Origin of the sequence: Sphingobium sp. MK2, from assembly GCF_040170545.1 — a bacterium.
Taxonomy (GTDB): Bacteria; Pseudomonadota; Alphaproteobacteria; order Sphingomonadales; family Sphingomonadaceae; genus Sphingobium.
Map to the genome: position 1 here is coordinate 17932 of NZ_JAZDXA010000030.1, position 21906 is coordinate 39837.

The 21906-nt window shown below is 63.5% G+C and carries 18 protein-coding genes; 3 read left to right on the forward strand and 15 right to left on the reverse strand.

Annotated elements, in window-relative coordinates; all coding sequences use genetic code 11:
- Nucleotides 1–84: 84 nt before the first annotated feature.
- From V2I08_RS13765 to V2I08_RS13805, 9 genes are all read right to left on the reverse strand, one after another.
- Nucleotides 85–741 carry a S8 family serine peptidase gene (locus V2I08_RS13765; protein ID WP_349635632.1) on the reverse strand — a complete coding sequence of 219 codons (657 nt, stop codon included), beginning with the start codon at nt 739–741 and terminating at the stop codon, nt 85–87.
- Nucleotides 734–2437 (reverse strand): ABC transporter ATP-binding protein, encoded by a 1704-nt coding sequence (locus V2I08_RS13770; RefSeq protein ID WP_349635633.1) that lies wholly within the window; start codon nt 2435–2437, stop codon nt 734–736. The genes V2I08_RS13765 and V2I08_RS13770 overlap by 8 nt, the downstream gene beginning before the upstream one ends.
- Nucleotides 2434–3444: a hypothetical protein gene (locus tag V2I08_RS13775; RefSeq protein WP_349635634.1), complete on the reverse strand. Its 1011-nt coding sequence runs from the start codon at nt 3442–3444 to the stop codon at nt 2434–2436. The genes V2I08_RS13770 and V2I08_RS13775 overlap by 4 nt, the downstream gene beginning before the upstream one ends.
- A complete protein-coding gene (locus V2I08_RS13780) occupies nt 3441–4526 on the reverse strand; it encodes a hypothetical protein (protein ID WP_349635635.1) in 1086 nt (361 codons plus the stop codon). Before V2I08_RS13780 ends, V2I08_RS13775 begins: the two co-directional genes overlap by 4 nt.
- A gap of 8 nt (nt 4527–4534) precedes the next feature.
- Complete coding sequence (gene qhpC / locus V2I08_RS13785) at nt 4535–4894, reverse strand: quinohemoprotein amine dehydrogenase subunit gamma (RefSeq protein WP_037472200.1); 360 nt, start codon at nt 4892–4894, stop codon at nt 4535–4537.
- Nucleotides 4891–6345, reverse strand: coding sequence for a quinohemoprotein amine dehydrogenase maturation protein (gene peaB, locus V2I08_RS13790; RefSeq protein WP_349635636.1), 1455 nt, complete (start codon nt 6343–6345; stop codon nt 4891–4893). The genes qhpC and peaB overlap by 4 nt, the downstream gene beginning before the upstream one ends.
- Nucleotides 6342–8072, reverse strand: coding sequence for a quinohemoprotein amine dehydrogenase subunit alpha (gene peaA / locus V2I08_RS13795; RefSeq protein ID WP_349635637.1), 1731 nt, complete (start codon nt 8070–8072; stop codon nt 6342–6344). Before peaA ends, peaB begins: the two co-directional genes overlap by 4 nt.
- Before the next feature lie 124 nt (nt 8073–8196).
- The gene (locus V2I08_RS13800; protein ID WP_349635638.1) at nt 8197–9582 is read right to left on the reverse strand and encodes an agmatinase family protein; all 1386 of its coding nucleotides are present in this window, start codon (nt 9580–9582) and stop codon (nt 8197–8199) included.
- A complete protein-coding gene (locus V2I08_RS13805) occupies nt 9582–11015 on the reverse strand; it encodes an agmatinase family protein (protein WP_349635639.1) in 1434 nt (477 codons plus the stop codon). Before V2I08_RS13805 ends, V2I08_RS13800 begins: the two co-directional genes overlap by 1 nt.
- Here V2I08_RS13805 and V2I08_RS13810 point away from each other — a divergent pair.
- Both V2I08_RS13810 and V2I08_RS13815 read left to right on the forward strand, forming a co-directional pair.
- Nucleotides 11014–11166: a hypothetical protein gene (locus V2I08_RS13810; RefSeq protein WP_349635640.1), complete on the forward strand. Its 153-nt coding sequence runs from the start codon at nt 11014–11016 to the stop codon at nt 11164–11166. The genes V2I08_RS13805 and V2I08_RS13810 overlap by 2 nt on opposite strands.
- 208 nt (nt 11167–11374) lie before the next feature.
- Entirely contained in the window at nt 11375–13750 is a 2376-nt protein-coding gene (locus V2I08_RS13815) for a TonB-dependent receptor (protein WP_349635641.1), read from the forward strand.
- A 39-nt stretch (nt 13751–13789) separates the two neighbouring features.
- On the opposite strand, the gene V2I08_RS13820 is transcribed toward V2I08_RS13815, so the two are convergent.
- Genes V2I08_RS13820 through V2I08_RS13845 form a run of 6 tightly spaced genes read right to left on the reverse strand, consistent with a single transcriptional unit; the run spans nt 13790 to nt 20152 of the window.
- A complete protein-coding gene (locus V2I08_RS13820; RefSeq protein ID WP_349635642.1) occupies nt 13790–15355 on the reverse strand; it encodes a sulfotransferase in 1566 nt (521 codons plus the stop codon).
- Nucleotides 15352–16353 carry a HupE/UreJ family protein gene (locus tag V2I08_RS13825; RefSeq protein ID WP_349635643.1) on the reverse strand — a complete coding sequence of 334 codons (1002 nt, stop codon included), beginning with the start codon at nt 16351–16353 and terminating at the stop codon, nt 15352–15354. Before V2I08_RS13825 ends, V2I08_RS13820 begins: the two co-directional genes overlap by 4 nt.
- Before the next feature lies 1 nt (nt 16354).
- A complete protein-coding gene (locus tag V2I08_RS13830; protein ID WP_349635644.1) occupies nt 16355–17158 on the reverse strand; it encodes a peptidylprolyl isomerase in 804 nt (267 codons plus the stop codon).
- Nucleotides 17158–17463 carry a hypothetical protein gene (locus V2I08_RS13835; RefSeq protein WP_349635645.1) on the reverse strand — a complete coding sequence of 102 codons (306 nt, stop codon included), beginning with the start codon at nt 17461–17463 and terminating at the stop codon, nt 17158–17160. Before V2I08_RS13835 ends, V2I08_RS13830 begins: the two co-directional genes overlap by 1 nt.
- Nucleotides 17464–17516: 53 nt before the next feature.
- On the reverse strand, nt 17517–19700 hold the full coding sequence (locus tag V2I08_RS13840) for a molybdopterin cofactor-binding domain-containing protein (RefSeq protein WP_349635646.1): 2184 nt from the start codon (nt 19698–19700) through the stop codon (nt 17517–17519).
- On the reverse strand, nt 19697–20152 hold the full coding sequence (locus V2I08_RS13845) for a (2Fe-2S)-binding protein (protein WP_349635647.1): 456 nt from the start codon (nt 20150–20152) through the stop codon (nt 19697–19699). Before V2I08_RS13845 ends, V2I08_RS13840 begins: the two co-directional genes overlap by 4 nt.
- A 169-nt stretch (nt 20153–20321) precedes the next feature.
- Between V2I08_RS13845 and V2I08_RS13850 the strand changes: the two genes are divergently transcribed.
- Complete coding sequence (locus tag V2I08_RS13850; protein ID WP_349635648.1) at nt 20322–21818, forward strand: agmatinase family protein; 1497 nt, start codon at nt 20322–20324, stop codon at nt 21816–21818.
- Nucleotides 21819–21906 lie beyond the last annotated feature (88 nt).

The window sequence follows — 21906 nt, forward strand, 5'->3', positions numbered from 1 at the left end:
CCCGCGTAGGCGGGGATCCATCTCCGGCGTGGTCAGCAGGTCCAAGGTTGGGAGATGGGTTCCCGCCTGCGCGGGAATGACGGTCTATTGTGGGACGAGCGTGGCGACATCGTTCTTAAGCGCGTTCACCTGCCCGTCCCGCGCGACGATCCCGCTGACATTGGCTACCGCGAAACTTACGCCATAAAGGTTGCGCCGTTGCTCCACGCCGGGGATCGGGCGGGGATGGCCGGACGCATGGGCGATCCCGCCCCGCACATCATAAGTCTCGCGTGGGCAGTCCCAGTCAAGGGTGACGCCCATAACTCCATCCAGACTGCCCGGATAGCAAGGCTGCCCTTCGGTATCATGGGCGGCCACGATCAGCACGTCGGCCTTAATGGCCCGTTCCACCGCCGCCACAAAGGCCGGAGCGTGCGCCGGGTTGACGGTGCCGAGGCTAAGGTTGATCATATCGACCCGCGCTTCCACCGCCAGGTCGATCGCGCGCACCAGCGCCCGCGCGCTGGCCCGCAGCCCATCGTGAAACACACGGATCGGCAGGCACAGCGCAGCAGGAGCCTGCTCCATGATCGCGGCGGTCACCGCCGTGCCATGGCCCAGCCGGTCGAGCGTATCCTCCGCCGTCACCGCTCCATCGCGCGCCACGGCAAAGCCGGGTAACAGCCGCGCCGCGTCGATATGCGGATGGTCGGGATGGACGCCGCTGTCGATGACGGCGATGCGGATCGGGTCAGGCATCGGCCATTTCGCCGTGCCGCTCGACCCGCGCATGGCCGTCGGCCAGGGTGACGACCATATCCGCCATCCGCGCCATGGCGGGCTTGTGGGTGATGATGATGATCGTCGCATCGGGCAGTGCGTCGCGCAGCCGCCCGGCGATGAGTTGCTCGGTCTCGCCATCCAGTGCCGAAGTCGGCTCGTCCAATATCAGGATGCTGGGCGAGCGCAGCAAGGCGCGCGCCAGCACGATCCGCTGCCGTTCGCCGGCCGACAGCGCCATGCCCCGCTCCCCGGCGCGCGTCGCATAGCCGAGCGGCAGCTTGGCGATGAAGCCATCCAGCCCCGCCGCATGCGCCGCCGCTTCGATCTGCTCGCGCTTCACGTCGGGCAGGGCAAAGCCGATATTCGCCGCAATCGTGTCGTTGAACAGATAGGGCGACTGATCGACCAGAATGATCTCGCGCCGCACATCGTCGAGCCGATAGGCGCGCAGGTCGCGGCCGTTGACCAGCACCTGCCCGGCATCGGGATCGAGATAGCGCACCATCAGGTCCGCCATGGTCGATTTACCCACGCCGCTGGGGCCGAGAATGGCGCACAGGCTGCCAGCCGGGATCGTCAGGTCGATGTCGCGCAACACTGCGTCGCGATCATAGCGCATTGCCACCTGTTCGAACCGCATCGCGCCCGCCCGCTCCAGCGGCACCGCATCGTCCCGCTCGACCACTTCCGCCTTCGTATCGAACAGTTCGAAAATCCGCCCCAGCGACACCCGCGCCGACGCAAGGCCCGACGTCAGCCCCATCAGCGTCTGGATCGGCGACAAAAGCCGCATATGATAGGTCATGAAGGCGACCAGCGTACCGATGCTCATCCCATCCTCGATGATGCGCCAGCCGCCATAAAGGATCACCGCCGATGTCGCCGCCGTCATCAAAGTGCCCGGTAGTGCGCCTGTCATGAAGGACGCGACCTGCATCTTGAGCATGGCACCGACAAAGGCATCGTTGCGCCCCTTGAACCTGTCCACCTCATGCTCGCCCGCGCGCAGGGACGCGACGACACGCATGCCCATCACCGTATCGACCAGCAGGCTGCCAAGGTCCGCGCCCTTTTCGCGCATGTCGCGGGTCAGCGCGGTCAGGCGGCGCTGATAATAAGCGAAGGTCGCAAGGCTGGCGGGCACCAGCACGACACTCACCAGAAAGAGTTTCCAGTCGAGCCACAGCATCATCGCGACGCAGCCGACGAAGAACAGCAGATTGCTGACCACCGACAGCAAGGTATCGGACGCGATCCGCTGCACGTCGCTCACATCGCTGTTCATGCGCGACACCAGATCACCCAGCCGGAAGCTGCCATAAAAGCGCGGCGAGAGCGTCTGGAGATGGCGCAACAGCGCCGCGCGAATGTCGTAGAGCATCGCCGCCGACAGCGCGACATAGCGATAGCTGGCCAGGATATTGACCGCGAACCCGGCGATGGTGACCGCGATCATGATCGCCGCGATCTTCACCAGCGCGCCCATGTCCCGGCGCAACAACGCCTCGTCGATCATGAGTTTGGAGAGATAAGGTTGCGCCAAGCCGAGCATGGTCGACACAAGGCTGATCGCCAGCACGACGACCAGCGCCCCGCGATAGGGTTTCAGGAAGGGGGTCAGCCGCTTATAGGCGCCCCAGTCCGCCACCGGCGCGCGCGTCCCGTCGCTCATGCCGCCCGCTGCCGGGGCACGAGCCGCGTCCCTTCCAGCAGGAAGGCCGGTTCCGGCATCTTTGCAAGAAGCCCGGTACACCAGCGATGCCCCGCCATCAGCGCCTCCTGCTGCGACCGCCACCAATCCCCCGTGCCGCCGGTCGTGTAGAATTGGGCGCACAACAACAGATGCCGCCGCATCGCCGCAATCAGCATGGATTGATAATGAGTCAGCAGCGTAGTGGCGTCCTGCCCTTCGGCGATGCCGGTCACCACCGCAGCGGCAAGGATAGCCTCCCGCACCGACTGCGCCGTTCCGTCCCCGCAGATCGGGTCGAAGCCCAGCGCCGCCGTGCCGCAGGCGAGCCAGTCATCCCCACACAACGGCAAATGCAGGCGCGGCGCGGCCAGGAACGGCGTCGATTCGGCCCCCACCGCATCGACCACCGGCGCGATCAGGCGGCTGTCAGCGAGCAGATCATCCAGCGATCCGCCCACCCCCAGCAGCCAGCCCTCCCCCGCTCCCGCCGGCACCAGGAACAGCCAGCCGCTGGCCACCGCCTCCACCCGGCCTTCCTCGCTGCATAGCAGATCGCGCAGGCCGACTTTGGCTGCGACGGCCCGCCGGTCACCGAAGACATGCGTCTCCCCCTCCGGCATCAGCGGTGCGGCATGGATGGTGAAATCAGCGGGGCCATGCTGTTGTGCAGGCTGGTCCTGCGCCAACACGGCCTGCACCTGATCCTCCGACGCCAGCGCCGCGCCATGCGGCACCACGACGGGCGCGCCGCCGCCCCAGGCGACCACCCGGCGCTTGATCCGGGGACTGTCGGCAAACAGATCAGGCCGTTCGAATATGTCGCGCAGCAGCGCCAGTGCTGCATCGCTCAGCATGATCGTGGGGACGAGCGGACGGTGAACGACCTCGGTTGCGACCCGAAGGCCCACCCCTTTGAGCAGATGCGCGCATGTCGTCGCGGCGATCCCGCTGCCTCTTATGCCGACGATCATGCGCCTGTCGGTCATTCCACCGCGACCATGCCCGCGCCGGTCGTGTCATAGCCCAGGTCCAGCGTCGTCTCATGCTTGAGCGTCCTGGCGTCATAGACTTCCAGATCATAGCTCGCACCATAGATATAGAGCTTCGCTCCATCGATCGACATGCCCAACCGGAAGCGCGAGCGGCAGGGGAACTCCGCCTTATCGACCACAGCATTGGTGGCCATGTCCATATGCCAAAATTCGCAGCGCTTATTGCCGAGCTTGCCATTGGTCACCACAGTATAGGCGTGCTTGCCGTCGGGCGTGACCTGCAACCCCGCCATGGCATCGGGCGCGGGGCCGATCGGGGTGAAATCGAACTGCCGGGTCGACAGGTCGAAGCGCGCCATGCCGAACATCTTGTTATGCACATAGGGGTCAGCCGCGTTGAACAGGGCGACCAACTGCCCGGACGACCGCACGGCATCGAGCGTGCCGCCAAAGCCGATATTCTCCATCCCCATGCCTTCGGGCTTGGCGAGGTCGATGCGATCGGCGACCTTCAATGTCGCCAGATCGACGATCACGATCTTCTCGCCGAATGAATAGAGATATTTGCCATCCGGCGAGACTTTGTAGCCGCCGCGTCCCCCGGCCCGTTCTTCCTCTTTTTCCAGCGCAGCGGTGCGGACGACCTTCTGCAGCTTCAGGTCGATGACGCCATACATCGGCTTGCTGACGGTATAGCGGTCTATCCCCTTCTCGAACTTCGAGAGGACGGTGTAGAAATAGCGCCCGGTCGGATCGGGCACCCCGCCCCAGAAGCGATAGCGCGTGGTGCCGTCATTCAGGCTGAACTTGTTGATCACCTTGCGCGTCGCGGTGTCGATCACCTCGATCCCGCTGGTGGTAATGGTGGTCACATAGATGCGCTTGCCATCATCGGACAATTGCATCGATGTGGGAAGGCCCGTGTCCAGTTTGATCGTGCCGGTGACTGCGCCCTTGCCCTCTTCGAACACCAGCAGGCGATCAGGATAGGAGCCCATGAACAGCGTCGCGGCGGACGCAGGAAGGACGCTCAACAGGGCCAGGCCAGCGCCCAGCATCAGACGATATTTCTGCATCGCGCGCCTCATGGAAAAACGAGATCGAGACTGCGCCAGTCCTTCGTGGCGGTGGCGCAGTTGCTGGCCCAGTCGGGGGAATAATTGACATGGTCGGGCACCTGCACGGGCCAGAAGCAGGTGACATAGCAGTCATAAATGTCGCGCTCGACCGGCTGGCACAGCCCCGCCGTGCCGCCGCCTGCATCGACTTCCCAGCCCGGTGAGAAGGAGAGCGAGCAACCCATCGGCACATGCGGGCGCGGGGCCTGCTGAAGCGCGACCACATCCTCTTCCATGTCAGCGTCCGGCGATACCGCCGCCTCCATCTGCGTCACGGCCTCGTCGATCCGCTGCGCCTTTTTATTGATGGCACGAAGATGCTTCATGACAGCCCCTTTCTTTCGGCAAAGCGTTCGAGGAAGCCTGGATTACGCACCGACAGCACGCCGTAAATGCGGAGGCAAGTGTCGGTCCACTGGCGTATCCAGTCGCAATAATGGAGGTTGGCATGCCCCGTGTTGCCATAGCGCACGAACGCCTCATGGTGGCACCCGCCCGCACAGAGCGGCCGCGCCCAGCAGCTTTGGCAATCATATTTCGCCTCGACATGCCCTTTGGCCAGAAACTCGCCCTGCTTGGCGCGGTCGATGCCGCTGGAGACATGGCCCATGCTGTGCGTGTCGGCGTCGGTGAAGCGATGGCAGGGTGACAGGTCGCCCGATGGGCTAACCCCCATCAGGCCCAGCCCAGCGCCGCAGGGATGCGATTTGTTGACGCCCGAAATCAGCTCGCTGATCGTTTCGCTGACATTGGTGAAGCCATGGGACTCACCGCGCAGGGCATATTCAAGCCACTCTTCGGCCAGCAGGTTGAACTGTGCCAGCACGCTGTCCATGCCGTTGCCGTCGAGCGAATAGGCGCGTTCCTTCCCCGTCGTGACCGGCGCGAAGCCGACTTCGTGGAAGCCAAGATCATCCTTCAGATGGCGGAAGATGCGGACCACATCAGTCACACCCTCGGTCAGCGTCACCCGCGCGGTGATGGCGCGGGTCTTGTGATGCGCGATCAGCGTGCGGAGGCGCGGTTCGATCACCGCATAGCTGCCCTTGCCATTCTTGTAGACGCGATGCTTGTCCTGCAATTCCGGCGGACCGTCCATGCTGACGGTCACGCCGACCCGGTTGTCCGACAGGAAAGTGACGATCTCTGGCGTCAACAGCGTCGCGTTGGTGGTCAGGCTATAGGTGATCGCCTTCCCCGCCGCTGCGGTCGCTGCATTGGCATAGTCCACGACGTCGCGCAGCAGCTTGAAGTTCATCAGCGTTTCGCCGCCGAAGAAGGTGATATGCACCGCCTTGCGCCCGACCGCCTCGGCGATCAGCAGATCGACCGACGCCTTGGCCGTGTCCAGCGTCATATATTTGGGCTTGCCCGCGGGCGTCGCAATCTTGTCCGCGCCAAACTCATAGCAATAGGTGCAGGCGAGGTTGCACTGGTTGGTGACGTTGAGGACCAGCGCTTGCAACGGGAAGTCGGCGGGCGGCGCTTGGGGCACTTCCGCCACCGGCATGCCATGGCCGAGATGAATGAGCCGCGCCTGCCGCAATTCGCGCACCAGCCCGTCGGCTTCGTCCTGCGCGCGACCTTCGCTCACCAGTTCGCGCACCAGCATGGCGTGGGTCAGTTCCTGCCCATCGAGCCGGTCGAGCACCGCGCGGACATCGGCGTCGATCTCGAAGATCGCGCCCGCGCTGACGAGGTAGACGAAGTCGCTGCCGCCTGCCTCAAAACCATGATATTCCGCCCGGCGATAGGTGGGTGCCTGCATCACGGTCATTGAGACACCTCCGGTTGATCCCATTTCTGATAGGCGGGTACGGTCACCACCATATAGGCGCGTGCACTCAGCGGCTTGCCGAACTTGTCCTTCTCATTCTTGGCGGTCGCGACGACCCAGACGTCGCCATAATTGTTGCGACCAAAGCGGCGTTCGGGGTTCGGCCCTTCGACATTGGGGGTGAACAAAGCGGCGGGACTGAGCGCGCCGACATATTTGGCGTCGTCGTCATAGTAGACGGCGAGGAACTCCTGCGTCGACCATGTGACGTCCACTGGCCCGACCGCGATGTCGTCGGGCGTCCCCTGCTTGCCGTCCATGCCATTTTCGAAGCCGATCGCCTCGAACTGGGCATAGCCCTTGGGGAATTTGATCCCGCCGAGGCGCGACACGGCGGTTTCGGGCGTCACCTTGATATAGTCGATCTTGCTGTAGACCGGATAGGCCTTTTCCAGCACCGCGCCGCCGATCGCGACGTCGCGCTGCCCAGATGGCGCGTTCGCGGCGACATCGGCGGTCACGACCAGTTCCTGCGGGCTAGCCGACACGATCTTCGTCGCGGTGACGCCAGCACCCAGGTCGATGTCGGACGCGGACAGCGAAGCGGACATGTTATGACCTATTATGCGGAACTGTGCGCCCTTGGTTCCGGCCTTGACCGGCCCCGGCACGACCGCCAGCACGGCGGGCGCGGCAGTGGCGCGGATCAGTTTCACGTCGAGGCCGAATTCCTGATAATCGCCCCAATACCAGCGACCTTGTGCGCTTTGCTGATCGGGGGCGAACCACATGGTTTCGCGCGCGGCGCTGGCCAGGTCGTCGGGCTTGCCTGCGGCGGCCGCCCCCTTGGATGAGCCGCGCCAGCTATAGCCGGCATAGACGATGCCGGTGCCGCTGCGGCTGACGGTGCCGCCATTGGTCAGCGACTTGAGGGTGCTGCTGGTCACGAACTCGTCGGCACTTTTGCCGGGCTTGACGCTGAACGCGCCGACGAAGCGGCCCTGCCCCGGTGCGGAGGCCACGACCAGCCATTCGCCCGCCAGGCGCGGCACGCTCTGGCGCGAACGCCAGGCCGCCCATTCGGGCGTGTGCAGCGGCGCGGTCTTGGCCATATAGGTCAGCGCATATTCGCCGCGCAGCATCTTGTCCTTGGGGTCGCGGCCCGCAGGCTGCTCGCTATCTTCGGCCGGGCGGCGATATTGGGCGTCGGCCTGCGAATACATGGCGACGTGCAGATCCTGCAGCGACTTCCATTCCGTCTTGGACCGGCGCCAGGACAGCGGCTGGGCGAAGCTATGGCAGACCGCGCAGGCGCCGCGCATCGTTTCATTGGGGATGTTGGTTTCGTCGATTGTACGCTTTTCAGCGAGATACATGACCGGCAACGCCTCCTGCGGCGCGAGGCCATGCGAAGCGGACAGCGACTTGACCACGGCGCGGGATTCTTCGGGCGTGATCGGCAGGCCGTTCAGGCGCACCATCCGCTTGATCACCTGTGCCCAGCCTTCGGGCGTGGTCCGCACCCAACTGATCCGCGACAGATTGCCCTTGGCATCAGGCGCGTGACAGGTGCCGCATTTTTCCTGAACCAACGGATCAGTGACCGGAATGCCCGGATCGCTTTCCTTCATTGCCACGCCGTCCGGCTCGCCATCCGCCTGGGCAAAGACGACCGACGCGGAGAACAGGGCCAGCAAGCCGAATTTCGAGACCGTTGTCCGCTTCACCCCGTTTCCCCCTCAAGCACCGATAAGATGCGCGAAACCCAAGCCCCGGCAGGCGCGCACCGCACGCCATTGCCCAAATGACGTATGACCCCATGACTATCCGCCATTGGAAACTGGACAGGCATCAAGATTTTTCCTGTGCGGCCCGATCCGAGTTGACTTGCTCGACCGAAACCGGCGTCGCGGCGGCCTTCTTACGCAGTGCAACACCACTCAGGCAGGCGTGCAATATATAGTTCGCACTCATCTTGCTGACATAGGTGGGGTCCAGGATCGGCGCGGCGTCCAGCAGGTCGAAACCGACCACTTTGGTTTGCGCGCACAATTGCCGCACCATCGGAATTGCTTCCCGCATGGTGATGCCGCCGGGTACCGGACGGCCCGATGCAGGCGCATCGCCCGGATCAAGGACGCTCATGTCGAACGAGATAAAGACATTCTGCGGCCCCTGCTTCAGGCCCGTTAATATGTCGTTAGTCACCGCCTGCCAGCCGCGTTCCTGAATGGCGGCGGTAGGCAAGATGCGTGCGCCGCTATCGGTCAGCCTCTTCTGCGTCGCCGGGTCAGCGTCGCGGCCGCGCAGACCCACCAGCGTCACGTCGCTGCCGCGCAACAGATTCTGCTGCATCAGCCGGGTCAGTGTCTGCGTGTCGGAAATCAGATGATCGCTGTTCAACTCTGCGCCGGCATGGGCATCGAACTGGACCAGCGCCACCTGGCCCGCGCCATAGGTATCGACCATCGCCGCCACATCGGCAAACATCACTGTATGATCGCCACCGACGATGAAGGGCACCACGCCCACGCTAGCCATCTCGGCGATCATCATGCGGACATGAGGCAGCCCGCGTTCAGGTGCCATCGGGTCGATCGCCAGATCGCCATAGTCCACGATCGACAGCAGCAAGCCCGGATCGACCCCGCCATCGGCATCGGCACCTACCAGTCCGTCCATACCGCGCAACGCCATCGGCGCGTGCTTGGCGTCGCGCCAACCTGACGAGAAATCGAGCGGCACGCCGACAAAGGCGATCTCCACCTTGCCCGCAACCAGATCCTCCTTGCGCAGCGCCACCGGCGCGTCGGCGAAGGTTGGTACTGCACCGCGCTGGAACAGATAGCGCTTCAAGCTGAACGGACCGTCGTCCCGCTGGCGCTTGTCGAACAGCTTGGGACGGAGCGTCGTGCTGGCGTTCCAGCCGCGTGCCTGCGGGTTGAGCGCAATCTCCGACGGATCGCGCCCCACCTTAAATTTGCTGTCCTCCACCACTGCCATCAACGCACTGGCATAGGCATCGACATCGGCCGCCGACCGCCCAGCCAGCGCAATCTGCAATTTCTCGCTGGTCAGGCCGAAACGGGCCAGCACCGTCGGGTCGGACAGAAACGCCTTCTTATCCGGCGACAGGGCGACAAGGGGGTCGCTGATCTGCGTCATGCCGGGTTCGGGCAGGGTCGCCAGGGCAAGAGCAAAGATGGCGCTGCGCGCCAACAGGGTCAGGCGCGCCATCAGTTTTTCTTCCCATAATAGGCATCCAGACCATGATCGACCGACACCGGGTTGAGATAGCCAGGCTTTAGCCCCTTCTTGCGCATGGCGATGCCCGCCAGACAGGCGTTCAAAAGGAAATTGCTGTTGAGCGCGGTCTTGTAGCTGGTGTCGAGATAGGGCGCGACCTCAACGATATCGATGCCCGCAATGTCATTTTCCGCGCACAGGTTGCGCATGATCGGCTGGGCCTCCCGCATGGTCAGGCCACCGGGGACTGGGGTGCCGGTGCCCGGCATGAAGGCGGGGTCCAGCACATCGACGTCAAAGCTGATCCAGAGCTTCTTGGTGCTGGCGCGCGCTTCCTTGAGCGCGCGGGCCATCACCTTGTCCCAGCCCCATTTTTCGACCTCGACCATGGTGTGATATTTCATGCCCTTGTTGCGCATCCATCCGAATGTTTCGAGATCCGGCCCGCGCGCGCGCAATCCCACCTGGATATAGTCGCTGCCCCGGACATGGCCTTCGTTGATGACGCGATAGACCGGCTGGCCATGGTCGAGCAGATGGACCCGGCCCCGGCCAATGTCATAATGACTGTCGAAATGGATGACGCCGACATTGCCCTTGCCATGGACATCGGCGGCGGCGGCGATATTGGGATATTCCAGACTGTGATCGCCGCCAATGACGATCGGGATCGCGCCGGTGCGGGCGATTTCCGCCACCATCGCGCGAACATGATCGACGCTACGTTCGGTCGAATTCTGGTCGATGGCGATATCGCCATAATCGACGACTTTCAGCGCGGCGTTGGGGTTTATCATCGAATACATGTCGTTGCCGCCCGCGCCGCCGGTCATCCGCATAGCGCGCGGCCCGTCGATCGCGTTGCGCCAGCCTGACCCCATGTCGAGCGGTGCGCCCACGATGGCGACATCGACCTTGCCCGCTTTCAGATCCTCCGGCGTCATAGCCAGCGGCGCGCCTGCAAAGGTTGCAAAACCGCCACCATAGCCGCCAATATAGCGGGTCAGTTCCATCGGCCCGGCTTCGCGCCGCGGGTCCATTGTCGCGGGCCGCTTTGCCTTCCAGGCGTTGAACCAAGGCGATGATGTGTCGAGCGGGATCGCGGCAACGTCACGTCCGGCCTTGAACTCCACCTGCGCGTGCAGCGCCTGCATGGCGTCGATATAGGCGCTGATTTCCTCTGGCGCGCTCTTGCGAATACGCTCGAACAGCGCGTCTTTCTCAACATAGCGCCCTGTGACGCCGCTCTTGAGGAAATCGACTTTCGCCTTGTCGATCCCGGCCAGCTTCGCCTCGACATCCTTGGGCAATTCCAGCGGCTTGGGTTTGCCCATATCATCCTCGGCCGGCATTTGCGGCGCGGGCGTGGCGGCATTGGGCAAGTCCCCGGCCAGCACCGCGCCGATAGCTGCGATTCCGGCCATGCTCCATCCTGTAATGGCGGTCAAAGAAGGCATCATCGTCTCCGGCCTGCGCGTCGCAGGCAAAGGCTGTGGGCAGGGTAAGGGCACACGCGCCCCGACCCCCGAAAGCTATGCGGCCAGCGCGCCGCCCCCCATGGGGCATTTGACGTAGCATGGCGTATCAACCGCAAAGACGAACAGGCTACGTCAAATGCCCCATGTCTGACTGCCTGCGCAGTCCATAGCCTCCCTGCCATAGCAAAAAAGCACGAGGCGGCATCCGGCGGCCCACAGCGTCATGGTCGCCGCCAAGAGTCGACCGAACGCACACCGGGAGAGAGACGAGGTCGGAGAGTATTTGGACAAAAAAGGGGAATAGCATGTCATATCGCAAAACGCTGAGGCTGGGATTGCTGTCCGCCACGATGATGACCAGTGCGGCCATTGCTGCACCCGCTCTGGCTCAGGACGCGCCCGTCGCCGCCGAAGCCGACAACGACGTCATCGTCGTCACCGGCACGCGACGCAGCACCACGCTGATGGAAACGCCTATCAACATTTCCGCCGTCGGTGCCGCGCAGCTCGCAGATGAGCGGATTGACGACATCCGTGATATCGCGGCCTTCACGCCGGGCATCACCATCACCGACACCGGCCCTTATGGCGCAGGCAACATCGTGATGCGCGGTCTGTCGGCCAGCGACACCAGTTCTACAGGTGGCAATAGCGACACTGCCATTGGCATTTATCTGGGCGACGTTCCGCTCTACACCGATTACAAGCTGATCGATCTGGAGCGCGTTGAAACCCTGCTGGGGCCACAAGGCACGCTTTACGGCCTGGGCACGCTGGCGGGCGCGATCCGCTATATGCCCAACCGGCCCGATCCGACCAAGTTCAGCGGTGAAGCCTATGGGCGCCTCTATGACGTCGCGCACAGCAAGGGGCTGGGCTATGTGGCCTACGGCGTTCTCAACTTGCCGATCGTGGCAGACTCGATCGCCTTCCGCACCGTCACCGGCTATTATTACGATCCCGGCTTCATCGACTATCCCTTCCTGCTGAAGCAGCCCGGTGTCTCGCTGCCGCAGCCTGGCACAGTTTCCAATCCGATGGGAAACGATGCTGACAAGAGCGCAAACTTTACAGGCAAGAAGGATCTGAACTTCGAAAAAACCTTCACCAGCCGCAACCAGCTTGGCTATGTGGGTGCCGATTTTGAGGCTTATTTCACCTATGCCTTTCAACAGACCAAGACCAACGGCCGCCAGGCGACCGGCGGCAACGTCGTGGGCGAAGGCAAATATGAAGGCCCATGGCGTTCGGAGGAACCATCCAAACGCACCTCACACCTGATTTCGCTCGAAATGCAGGGTAATGTCGCCGACGTTGCGCAGGTCGTGTTCGTCTCTGCCTATACCAACAAGAAACGGCGCAGTTCGATCGACGTTACCGATCTGCTGATCGACCTTGATTATGATTATGAGCTGTTCCCGTCCTTCTCCGGCTACACCCAGTCGCGCGGAACCGACGAGCAGTATAATCAGGAAGTCCGCCTCGTTTCCACCCATGGTGGCCCGTTCAGTTGGGTACTGGGGGGCTTCTGGAACCGTCAGAGCACCAATTCAGACTATCGCGAAATCGTCCCCGGCTTCCCGGCTTGGGCAGGCATCAACCGACCTGACGAGGTCGAATATGCGTCGTACGTGAACACCAAGCTCGACGAAAAGGCGATCTTTGGCGAAGGCAGCTTCAAGATCACCCCACAATGGCAGGTGACGGCGGGCATCCGCTACTTCAAATATAAGGCCGATGTCATTGGCGGCACGGCCCTGCCCCTGTTCCAGGCCTATCCGGCGATCAACTTCCGGTCGCGCGCTGGCTCGACCGGCCAGGATGGCACCGTTTGGAAGTTCAACAGCTCCTACAACATCACGCCGGACCTAATGGTCTGGGGCACATATTCGAAGGGCTATCGCATCGGCGGTGTGAACCGCGTCGCCCCCTGCGTCCTGCCGCTCCCCCCCGGCCAAAATCTCTGCGCGTTGGAGAACGAGCTATTCTATGGCCCGGACAAGGTGAAAAACGCAGAAATTGGCGTGAGGGCGCAACTGTTCGACCGGAAATTGTCGATGAGCCTGTCAGCGTTCAAGATCAAATGGAATGGCATCCAACTGGACGGCCAGACCGTCAATGGCGCGATCGGCATCATCACCAACGGCGGCGCGGCTGAATCGAAGGGGGTCGACTTGTCATTCGAGGCCCGGCCGATCGAAGGACTGAGCATCCGGGGTAATTACAGCTATCTCGATGCGAAGCTGACCGAGGATGTGCCTGCACTGCTGTCTGTTCAGGGCGGCGGTCTGGTCGATGTGTTTGCAGGTGATCGTCTGCCGGGTTCGACCAAGAATAGCGGGGCCATAGGCGTGGCTTATGAGATACCGATGGGCAACAATGCGCTGGCTCTGGGCTGGACCACTACCTATTCGGGTGGCATCTATAGCCGACCGGGCCTGCGTGGCGGTGGTGAGCGCATCCCTTCCTATACGATGAGCCGGGCGAACGTCACCTACAAGACCGACGTGTATGAAATCGGCCTGTTCGCCAACAATATCTTCGACAAATATGCCATCACCGGGATCGGTAACGACCTGACCCGTTATGGCTTCGTCAACGACGGGGTGATCTATCGCGGCTATGCGCAATCGGTCGCGCAGCCCCGCGTCATCGGCGTCGAAAGCCGGGTCAGGTTCTGATCCATACAGGTGCCCTCCAGGCAGGAGGGCACCTGCTTATCAATCCACCTTTACCCCCTGCCCTGCCAGCCAGTCGCGCACCGGCGCGAGCGCTGCTTCATGGGCCTTCCAGCGGGCTATGGCGTCGGCGTTGATCGGCCTGCGCACCTGGGCAGCGCTGGGCGTTGCCACGGCAGCGCGGTTTTCGTGGAAGGACAGGCAGGCCGCATCCCAGTCCAGCCCGCAATGGGCCAACAGGTGCCGCGTCTGCCCCTCCTGATCGGCGACCAGCGCTTCATAGGAGAGTTGCAACACCCGCCCCGCAAATAGTCGATCCCACAGCGCCATCAGCCGGTCGAAACGCGCATAATAGCGGGCAATGTCCATCGGATCATAGCTGTAGGCATAATAAGCCGACTGGCTGGCGAAGAGATTTTTGTAATTGCTCCATAGCGTATCCATCGGATGGCGCCGAAGGCAGACGATCCGCGCCAGCGGCAGGGCATGCACTATATGGCCGATATAGAGGAAATTGGCAGGCAACTTGTCGATGAAGCGGACCTTGCCCGGCGGGCGATGATGGCTGGCGCGCGCCATATAGGCCTGGCCGATCGCCGCCGGATCGGCCGCCGCGCTCGCCGCGATGGTTTCGGGATCGATCACCAGTCGTGACCGCGTCGCTGCCAGTTGCTTCACCGCGAGCGGCATCGCCTGCAATTCGCCCGCCGACCCGACCTGAGGATGAGAGGACAATATCCGGTCCACCAATGTCGTGCCGGTGCGCGGCATCCCGACGATGAAGATTGGCGCGGCCTCCTCCAGTCCCGCGCCCCACCCAGGCGGTGGCCCGTTGCCGAACAGCCGTTCGATGGCGTCGAAAATCGCGGCGTCCTGCCCAAAATCATAGCCGATGGCCCGTTTGTGCGCGGCATTGGCCTGGCTTAGATGGGCAAAGGCAGCGGGCGCATGGCCCAGATCCTCCTCCTCCTTGGCCAGCGCATAGCGAAGGCGCAGCGCATCGTCGGGCCTCGTCGCCGCATTCAGCGCCGCCTCCAGCCGGGGGACATGGTTTGCCTGTTCGGTCTGGCGCGACAGGATGGCGAGCGCATAATGGGCGCGGGCATGGCCGGGATCGACTGACAATATCGCTTCATACTGGTCGCGGGCCGCTGCCACCCGGCCGGTAAAGCCGCAGGCGGCGGCGAGATTATAGCGATAGTCCAGATTATCCGGCTCGCCCGCTACCGCTGCCTCGAATGGCGGGACCGACGCTTCATGGTCGCCCAGCCGGGCCAGCACGCAACCGATGGTGTCGGACGTCAGCGCATCCGCCCCGTCAAGCGCCAGCGCCTGCCGCACCGCCTGCCCTGCCTGGCCATCGCGGCGCAACAGGACCAGCAGCCTTGCATATTGCGCCAGATGCTCGGCCATCGGCCCGCGCGCCACTGCCTGCTCCAGCATCGGCAGCGCCTTGGCCACCTGCCCCGCTTCCGCCGCCGCCATCCCCAGTAGGAAGAAGCCGGCCGGGCAGTCGGGTTGTGCCATGGCCAGTTGCTGCGCCGCCTGCGCCGCCTGCGCCAGATCGCCCCGCGCCAGTGCCGCGCGCGCCCGCGCTTCCAAATTCATGCCGCCGCCATCGTAAAACCTATCACCCGCTCAATCATCCAGAAACAACCGACAATCCCCGCGCCATAGAGCGCCGCCTGCCGCACCACTTGCTGCCGGTCGAAAATCCCGGCCAGTTTCATGACTCCCAGCACGCAACCGACGAAAAACAACTGGCCCAGTTCGACCCCGCCATTGAAAAAGAGCAGGCCGGGCAGGCGTTCCTGCGACGCAACGCCCAGTTCTCGCAGCACTGTGGCAAAACCGAGGCCATGGAGTAAGCCGAAGCTGGCCACCACCGCCAGTTGGCGCCGTTGCTTGGGACCATCCGCGATGACATCGTCGCGGGTATAGATCGCCTCGCGCGCCATGAAGGCGATGGAAAGCGCAATCACCGCCTCGACCGGCGGCACCGGCACCGAAACGACCTCAAAAAAAGCCAGCGCCAGGCTGAGTGAATGGCCGATGGTGAAGGTGGTGACCAGCAGTAGCAGGAAGCGCCCGCGCGCCAGCAGGCAAAGGCACAGGACGAAGGCGAGATGATCCCAGCCGCCAAGGATGTGGACGATCCCTTCCCAGGTATAATCGACCGCGATCTCCGGCAGCGTCCGTTCACGCGCCGCAACCGCGCCGATAGGCAGCGGCAGCGTGTCGCCATTCGGCTGGAGCGCCTGCCGGACGCGAGTGCCGGTGGCGGTGGACAGAAAGGTGCCGCCATCGACGGCCCAGGGGGTGATGATGGCGTCATCGGGGGCAATCGGACGGTCGCAGGCGATGCTGATGGCATAGCGGGTAACGGTTGCCTCATTGAGCCGCTCGCGCGCGGTTTCGCGGCACCCGTCGGGCACACCGAGCGGGGCGTTGCTGGCCAAGACGGAGGGGATCGAGACGCTGAGGTCAAAGCTGCCGGGGTCGATGCCCGGCTGGATGCTATAGTCGCCGACCCGGAATATATCAGCCTGCGCCGGGGAAGCCAGCCCCAGCAGAAGGATGACCAGCCAAAGCGCGCGGGCCAGCATATTATGGCTCCACCCGGATGCGATAGCCGTCCTCCAGCCGGGCGACTTCCTTATCGACCAGCGCGCCGGTTTCCGCCGCCAGATAGTCCTGACGCACCTGATCACGCACCGCAGGATAGGGTAGCATCGCGGCCGACGCCCGGTCCCGCACCCGCGCAAAATGCCAGCCGCGAGTCGAACGAAGCGGGCCGATCCATGTGCCGGTCTGCGCTTCGTTCAGCGCATCGAGAAATGGCGCACCGAACATGCCGCGCACCATCGATACGCCATAATCGGGCAGGTCATGCCCCATCCAGAAATCGTCGCCCTGCACCGTGCCGCCCGATTGCAGCCGGGCGAGCAGCGCCGGGGCATCCACCGGCGCTTTTTCAAAGAACACATGGTCGAGCGACAGGCGCGGTTCGGCACGGTAGAGGTCGCGATGGGTGGCATAATAGCCGATCAGTTGATCCTCGCTTGGTTCGGGCGGCGCGCCTGCGATCAGGAAGCGGACACGGTCGATCAATCGCTGTTTGGTGGTCTTGTCGGTCATGTGCATGCCCCGATCCACCGCTTCACGAAACAGTAGCTCATCGGCGACATAATCGTGGATCAGCTTGGCCTTGGCGGCGGCGTCGGGTGCCTTGCCGGCCATCATCTCATAATCGTCGGACAGGCTTTTCTGGACCGAGCGCGGCACCTCGATCGTCTCGCGCTGGACCGTCACCGCCCAGTAGAGCAGGAAAATCACACTCGCCACGCCCAGAAAGGCGATGAACGGATCATAAGCGGCGATTCCGCGCAGCGTGGCAACCAGTCGGCGCATCAGCGCAACACCCTTTTGCTCGCGCCCGGCAGGCGGGCCTCCATGGTCGTTATGACGAGGCGCGGGATGCGTCCCTCTACGTCAAATGACGCATGGGTCAGGGTCACAGCCACGCGCCAACCGAAGTTCACACCGTTGCAGGGCAGTTTTGCCGCCCGTTTTACCGGGTTTCCGGGGGCGAAGCGACGGGAACGCGCCGACAGGGTAACGCTGACATACCAGCGACGCGACAACAGGGTCACACCGGCGCGGCAGGGACGCGACAGGTCAGGCGAGGATGGTGATGCCGGCGCTGGCTGTTCCATGCGACGAGGTAGAACAGAGGAAATCCTACATTGGAAGGGGGAACAAGGTCGCGTCAGGCCAGCATCTCCGCCGTGATCGGCAACGTCCTGATGCGTTTTCCCGTCGCGGCGTGGATAGCGTTGACCAAAGCCGGGATGACAGGCGGAAGGGCGGGTTCGCCAAGGCCGGTGGGGGGATAGTCGGTCTTGACGAATTCGACATGGATGGTCGGCGTATCGGGAATGCGCTGGAGCGGGTGGGTGTCGAAATTACCCTGCTCAATCGCGCCTGCGATCTGGGTGATGACCTGCCCGGCGAGCGCCTGTCCCAGCCCTTCGATCACCGAACCCTCCACCTGATGCAGCGCATTGATGGGGTTGATGATCTGGCTGCCGACATCGCCTGCGACCCAGACAGTCTTGACCTTCGGCACGCCGTCAGCGACGGCGACCTCCAATATTTCGGCGAAATAGCCCGCATGGCTGTAATAGAAAGCAAAACCCTTGCCCTGTCCCCTGGGCAACGCCTTGCGGTTCGCCCAGCCGCCCATGGCGATCACCTTTTCGATCACGCCCCTGGCCCGCGCGGTGACGAAGGGCGGGCGATTGGTGCCCTGGCTGACTTCTGCAGCCTTGGACAGAAGTTCGAGCATGAGCGTGGGCAAATCCTTGCCCGCCGCCGCCGCCACCTCGTCCATGAAAGCCTGATAAACGAAGGCGAGCGCGTTAGAGCCGGGCGCGCGGAGCCAGCCGGTCGGCATGTTGGTGGACAGATAACTCTGTTCCAGCAGCACATGGTCGATCAGGCCCGCAGGCAATTCCGTTGCTGGCAGGTCGGCCGACCGCACCGGCTTGCCATCCTTGCCGAAGGTGATGAAATGATCGTGGAAGGCGGTGAGCGCGCCGCCCTTGTCCAGCGCCGCGCGGAAGCCGTGCCAGCCAGCCGGGCGATAGAAATCGCGGCGCATGTCGTCGGCGCGGTTGAAGAGCAGTTTGACCGGCACGCCCGGAACCTGCGCGGCGACAAGCGACGCCTGCACCATATAATCGTTCATCAGCCGCCGCCCGAACCCGCCGCCGATGCGCGAGAAATTGATGCGGATATTTTCCGGTGGCAAGCCCAGCGCCTTGGCGACAAGCCCGCGCCCACCCTCCGGATTCTGGGTCGGTGCCCAGATTTCTATGGCACCATCCTTGAACAGGGCGGTGCAGTTTTGCGGCTCCAGCGTGGCATGGGCAAGGAAGGGGTAGCTGTAATCGGCGGTCACGACCTTAGTAGCCGAAGCGAAGGCAGCGTCGAGATTGCCGGTGCGCAGGACATCCGATTCCGCCTTGCCCTTGGCACGGGCGGCGGCCTGCTCGGCATAGCCCTGCGTCGAAAAGCCCGTCACCGCGCTGTCGTCCCATTCGACTTTCAGCGTTTCGCGCGCCTGATTGGCGGTCCACCAGCTTTTGGCGAGGATGGCGACGCCGTCATAGCCGGATTCGGGCGTACCATCGCCCTTGATCGTCAGCACATGGACGATGCCGGGCAAGGCGCGAACCGCGTCCAGATTGGCCGATTTGAACGTGCCGCCAAAAGCCGGGCAGGTTTCCAGCACGGCATAGAGCATGTCCGGCAACTTGAAATCGATGCCGAACAACGGTTTGCCCGCGACGATGGCAGGCGTGTCGACCCCGCCGATCGACTGGCCGATGATGCGGAAGCTGGCGGGGTCTTTGAGCGCGAGTGTCGCAGGATCTGGCGCGGGCAGCTTGGCCGCTGCGGCGGCGAGCGCCGCATAAGGGACCGACTTGCCGGTTTTGGGATCGGTTACCTTGCCGCTGGCCGTCGTCAGTGTCCCTGACGGAACGCCCCATTGCGCCGCCGCTGCGGCGACCAGCATCGCGCGCGCCGCCGCGCCCGCCTGCCGCGTGGGGAGCCATTCGCGCGGAGTAGTGCGGCTGCCGCCTGCGCTCTGGCCGCCGAAAATCCTGGCGTCGGCATGGGTCTGCTCGACCGTGACCTGCGCCCAGTCAACGTCCAGCTCTTCCGCGATCATCATCGGCAGCATCGTCTTGGCACCCTGGCCGATTTCCGCATTTTTCGCGCCGATGATGACACGATTGTCGGGCAGGATGCGGATGAAGGCGTTGAGGATAACCGACATGCCATCCGCCGCCTGCGCGATTTGCACATGGAGGTCGAACAGCAAACCGCCGCCAGCGATCAGCGAAGCGGAGATGAAACTCCGGCGGGAGAGGAGCGCGCCGCTCATGCTGCGGCCGCCTTGATCGCGGCGCGAATGCGGACATAGGTGGAGCAGCGGCACAGATTGCCCATCATCGCGCCGTCGATATCGTCGTCCGTGGGTTTCGGCGTTTGGCTGAGCAGCGCGGTTGCGCTCATGATCTGGCCGGCCTGGCAATAGCCGCATTGCGGCACGTCCTGCGCGATCCAGCTAGCCGCGATGCGCTGGCCGACATCGGTGGCCGCCGCGCCCTCGATCGTGGTGATCGCCGCGCCCTGCACATCAGCCAGCAACGTCTGGCAGGAGCGCACCGCCTGCCCGTCGACATGGACGGTACAGGCACCGCAGAGCCCTGCGCCGCAGCCGAATTTGGTGCCGACCAGATCCAGATCCTCGCGCAGTACCCACAGCAACGGCTTGGCCGGGTCGTCGCCCTCCACCTGCCGCGTCTTGCCATTCACCGTCAGACTGATCGCCATCCTGCCCACCTTTGACTGTATCGCGCGCATTAGAGGCTGATCGGCAGGCATCTGTCCAGTCGGTTCAGGCGTTAAAGGTTACATGCAAAGCTACGTCAATCGCCCCATTGGTCGCGCCTGCATCGCGTAATAGCCTTTGGCGTGACACAGGCATCGGGGGCAGGACTGTATGACGTTCAAACGCATGGCACTGGGCGCGTTGCTCGCCGCGACGGTGATCTCGTCGGCGGCGGTGATCGCACAGTCCGACAAGCCGACCATTCCCTCCGCGCTCGAAGCCAAGATCAAGGACTTGCCCAAGGCCAAGCGCGAGTTTCTGACATCCGACCCGGCCGAAATGTTCGCCGGTTCCTACGACAAATTGTTCGAGCGGCTGGCGACCAAGAGCCCGCAGGAAATCGACGCCTATATCGAGGCGATGATGGACGCGGTCGCGGCCTCGAAATTCAATGCCAAGACGGACATGGCGGCGATCCCGCTCGACACTGACAATGAGGATTTCAACGGCTGGAAACTGCGCCGCCCGTCCGGCCTTGACCCCAAGCGCGAAGCCGGGCCGTTTGAACTGAGCTACTACGCCAACGGGCGCGGCGGTGGCGTCTATGGCGGCGGCATTGCCACTTTCGCCGGTGCCCCTGTGGCGATCTTCCCCGAAGATCTGATCGCGGGCAAAGTGGACGTCGCCATCGTCGGCGCACCGCTCGACATGGGATCGGGCTATCGCGGGGCCAAGGGCGGCCCATCGGCGATGCGGACCCAATATGGCGCGGGTGGCATCGACATGTACACGATGGTCGATCCGTCCAAGGAATTGAAGATCGTCGATTATGGCGACATCGCCATCGACAATATGTCGACCGAACGCACCGTCGCCCATGTCCGCGAGCGGGTCGCCGAAATCGCGCGCACCGGCGCGCTGCCCTTCATCGTCGGCGGCGACCATAGCCTGGAATATAGCGATGTCGCTGGCCTTGCCGATGTCCATGGCAAGGGCAGCTTCGGCGTTGTCCATTTCGATTCGCACTATGACGCGGGCAAGGGCGGCGTCCATTTCATCACCCATGGCGCGCCCGTCTATCGCGCGGTCAAGGAAGGCCATGTCCTGGGCAAAAATTATATCCAGGTCGGCCTGCGCGGCCCCTGGCCTGAAAAGGAAGGTTTCGAATGGATGCGCGACAATGGCGTGCGCTATCATGCGATGCCGGAGATCGAGAAAAATGGCTGGGCCGCGACGATGGAGCGGGCGCTTAAGGAAGCGCGTGAGAGCGGCAAGAAGATCTTCATCTCCTTCGACGTCGATGTGCTGGACCCGGCCTTCATCCCCGGCACCGGCACGCCCGTCCCCGGCGGCCTGACGATGCGCGAAGCGATCCCGATCGTGCGGCGGCTCTGCGCCGAAAATGAACTGGTCGGCTTCGAAATCGTCGAACTCGCCCCCGTGCTGGATCCCACCTATCGCAGCGCGCTCAACGCCAATTTCATCATGCACGCCTGCCTGACCGGCGTAGCGATGCGCAAGAAGGGCATCCGGCAGGCGGGCTTCCTGTCCGACCTCACCACTGACCATGGCCAGCCCTTCTACGGCGAAAAGGCCGCAAAGGACGGCAAGACCGAAAAGGTCGATCCAACTTATGGCCGGGGTGGGCGGCGGCGTCCGACCACTTAAAAATCCTCCCCTGGCAGGGGAGGTGGCTGGCCGCAGGCCAGACGGAGGGGTGTTACCCTCTCGATAGGGCGACACCCCTAGCCTTAGA

Excerpts from the sequence above, each read along its gene's own strand:
- V2I08_RS13815 (WP_349635641.1), top strand. The coding sequence starts at position 11,375 with ATGTCATATCGCAAAACGCTGAGGCTGGGATTGCTGTCCGCCACGATG.
- V2I08_RS13825 (WP_349635643.1), bottom strand. The coding sequence starts at position 16,353 with ATGCTGGCCCGCGCGCTTTGGCTGGTCATCCTTCTGCTGGGGCTGGCT.
- V2I08_RS13780 (WP_349635635.1), bottom strand. The coding sequence starts at position 4,526 with ATGCAGAAATATCGTCTGATGCTGGGCGCTGGCCTGGCCCTGTTGAGC.
- V2I08_RS13805 (WP_349635639.1), bottom strand. The coding sequence starts at position 11,015 with ATGGCCGGAATCGCAGCTATCGGCGCGGTGCTGGCCGGGGACTTGCCC.
- qhpC (WP_037472200.1), bottom strand. The coding sequence starts at position 4,894 with ATGAAGCATCTTCGTGCCATCAATAAAAAGGCGCAGCGGATCGACGAG.
- V2I08_RS13830 (WP_349635644.1), bottom strand. The coding sequence starts at position 17,158 with ATGCGCCGACTGGTTGCCACGCTGCGCGGAATCGCCGCTTATGATCCG.
- V2I08_RS13775 (WP_349635634.1), bottom strand. The coding sequence starts at position 3,444 with ATGACCGACAGGCGCATGATCGTCGGCATAAGAGGCAGCGGGATCGCC.
- peaB (WP_349635636.1), bottom strand. The coding sequence starts at position 6,345 with ATGACCGTGATGCAGGCACCCACCTATCGCCGGGCGGAATATCATGGT.
- V2I08_RS13850 (WP_349635648.1), top strand. The coding sequence starts at position 20,322 with ATGACGTTCAAACGCATGGCACTGGGCGCGTTGCTCGCCGCGACGGTG.
- V2I08_RS13820 (WP_349635642.1), bottom strand. The coding sequence starts at position 15,355 with ATGAATTTGGAAGCGCGGGCGCGCGCGGCACTGGCGCGGGGCGATCTG.
- V2I08_RS13810 (WP_349635640.1), top strand. The coding sequence starts at position 11,014 with ATGCTCCATCCTGTAATGGCGGTCAAAGAAGGCATCATCGTCTCCGGC.
- V2I08_RS13840 (WP_349635646.1), bottom strand. The coding sequence starts at position 19,700 with ATGAGCGGCGCGCTCCTCTCCCGCCGGAGTTTCATCTCCGCTTCGCTG.
- V2I08_RS13845 (WP_349635647.1), bottom strand. The coding sequence starts at position 20,152 with ATGGCGATCAGTCTGACGGTGAATGGCAAGACGCGGCAGGTGGAGGGC.
- V2I08_RS13765 (WP_349635632.1), bottom strand. The coding sequence starts at position 741 with ATGCCTGACCCGATCCGCATCGCCGTCATCGACAGCGGCGTCCATCCC.
- V2I08_RS13835 (WP_349635645.1), bottom strand. The coding sequence starts at position 17,463 with ATGGAACAGCCAGCGCCGGCATCACCATCCTCGCCTGACCTGTCGCGT.
- V2I08_RS13770 (WP_349635633.1), bottom strand. The coding sequence starts at position 2,437 with ATGAGCGACGGGACGCGCGCGCCGGTGGCGGACTGGGGCGCCTATAAG.
- V2I08_RS13800 (WP_349635638.1), bottom strand. The coding sequence starts at position 9,582 with ATGGCGCGCCTGACCCTGTTGGCGCGCAGCGCCATCTTTGCTCTTGCC.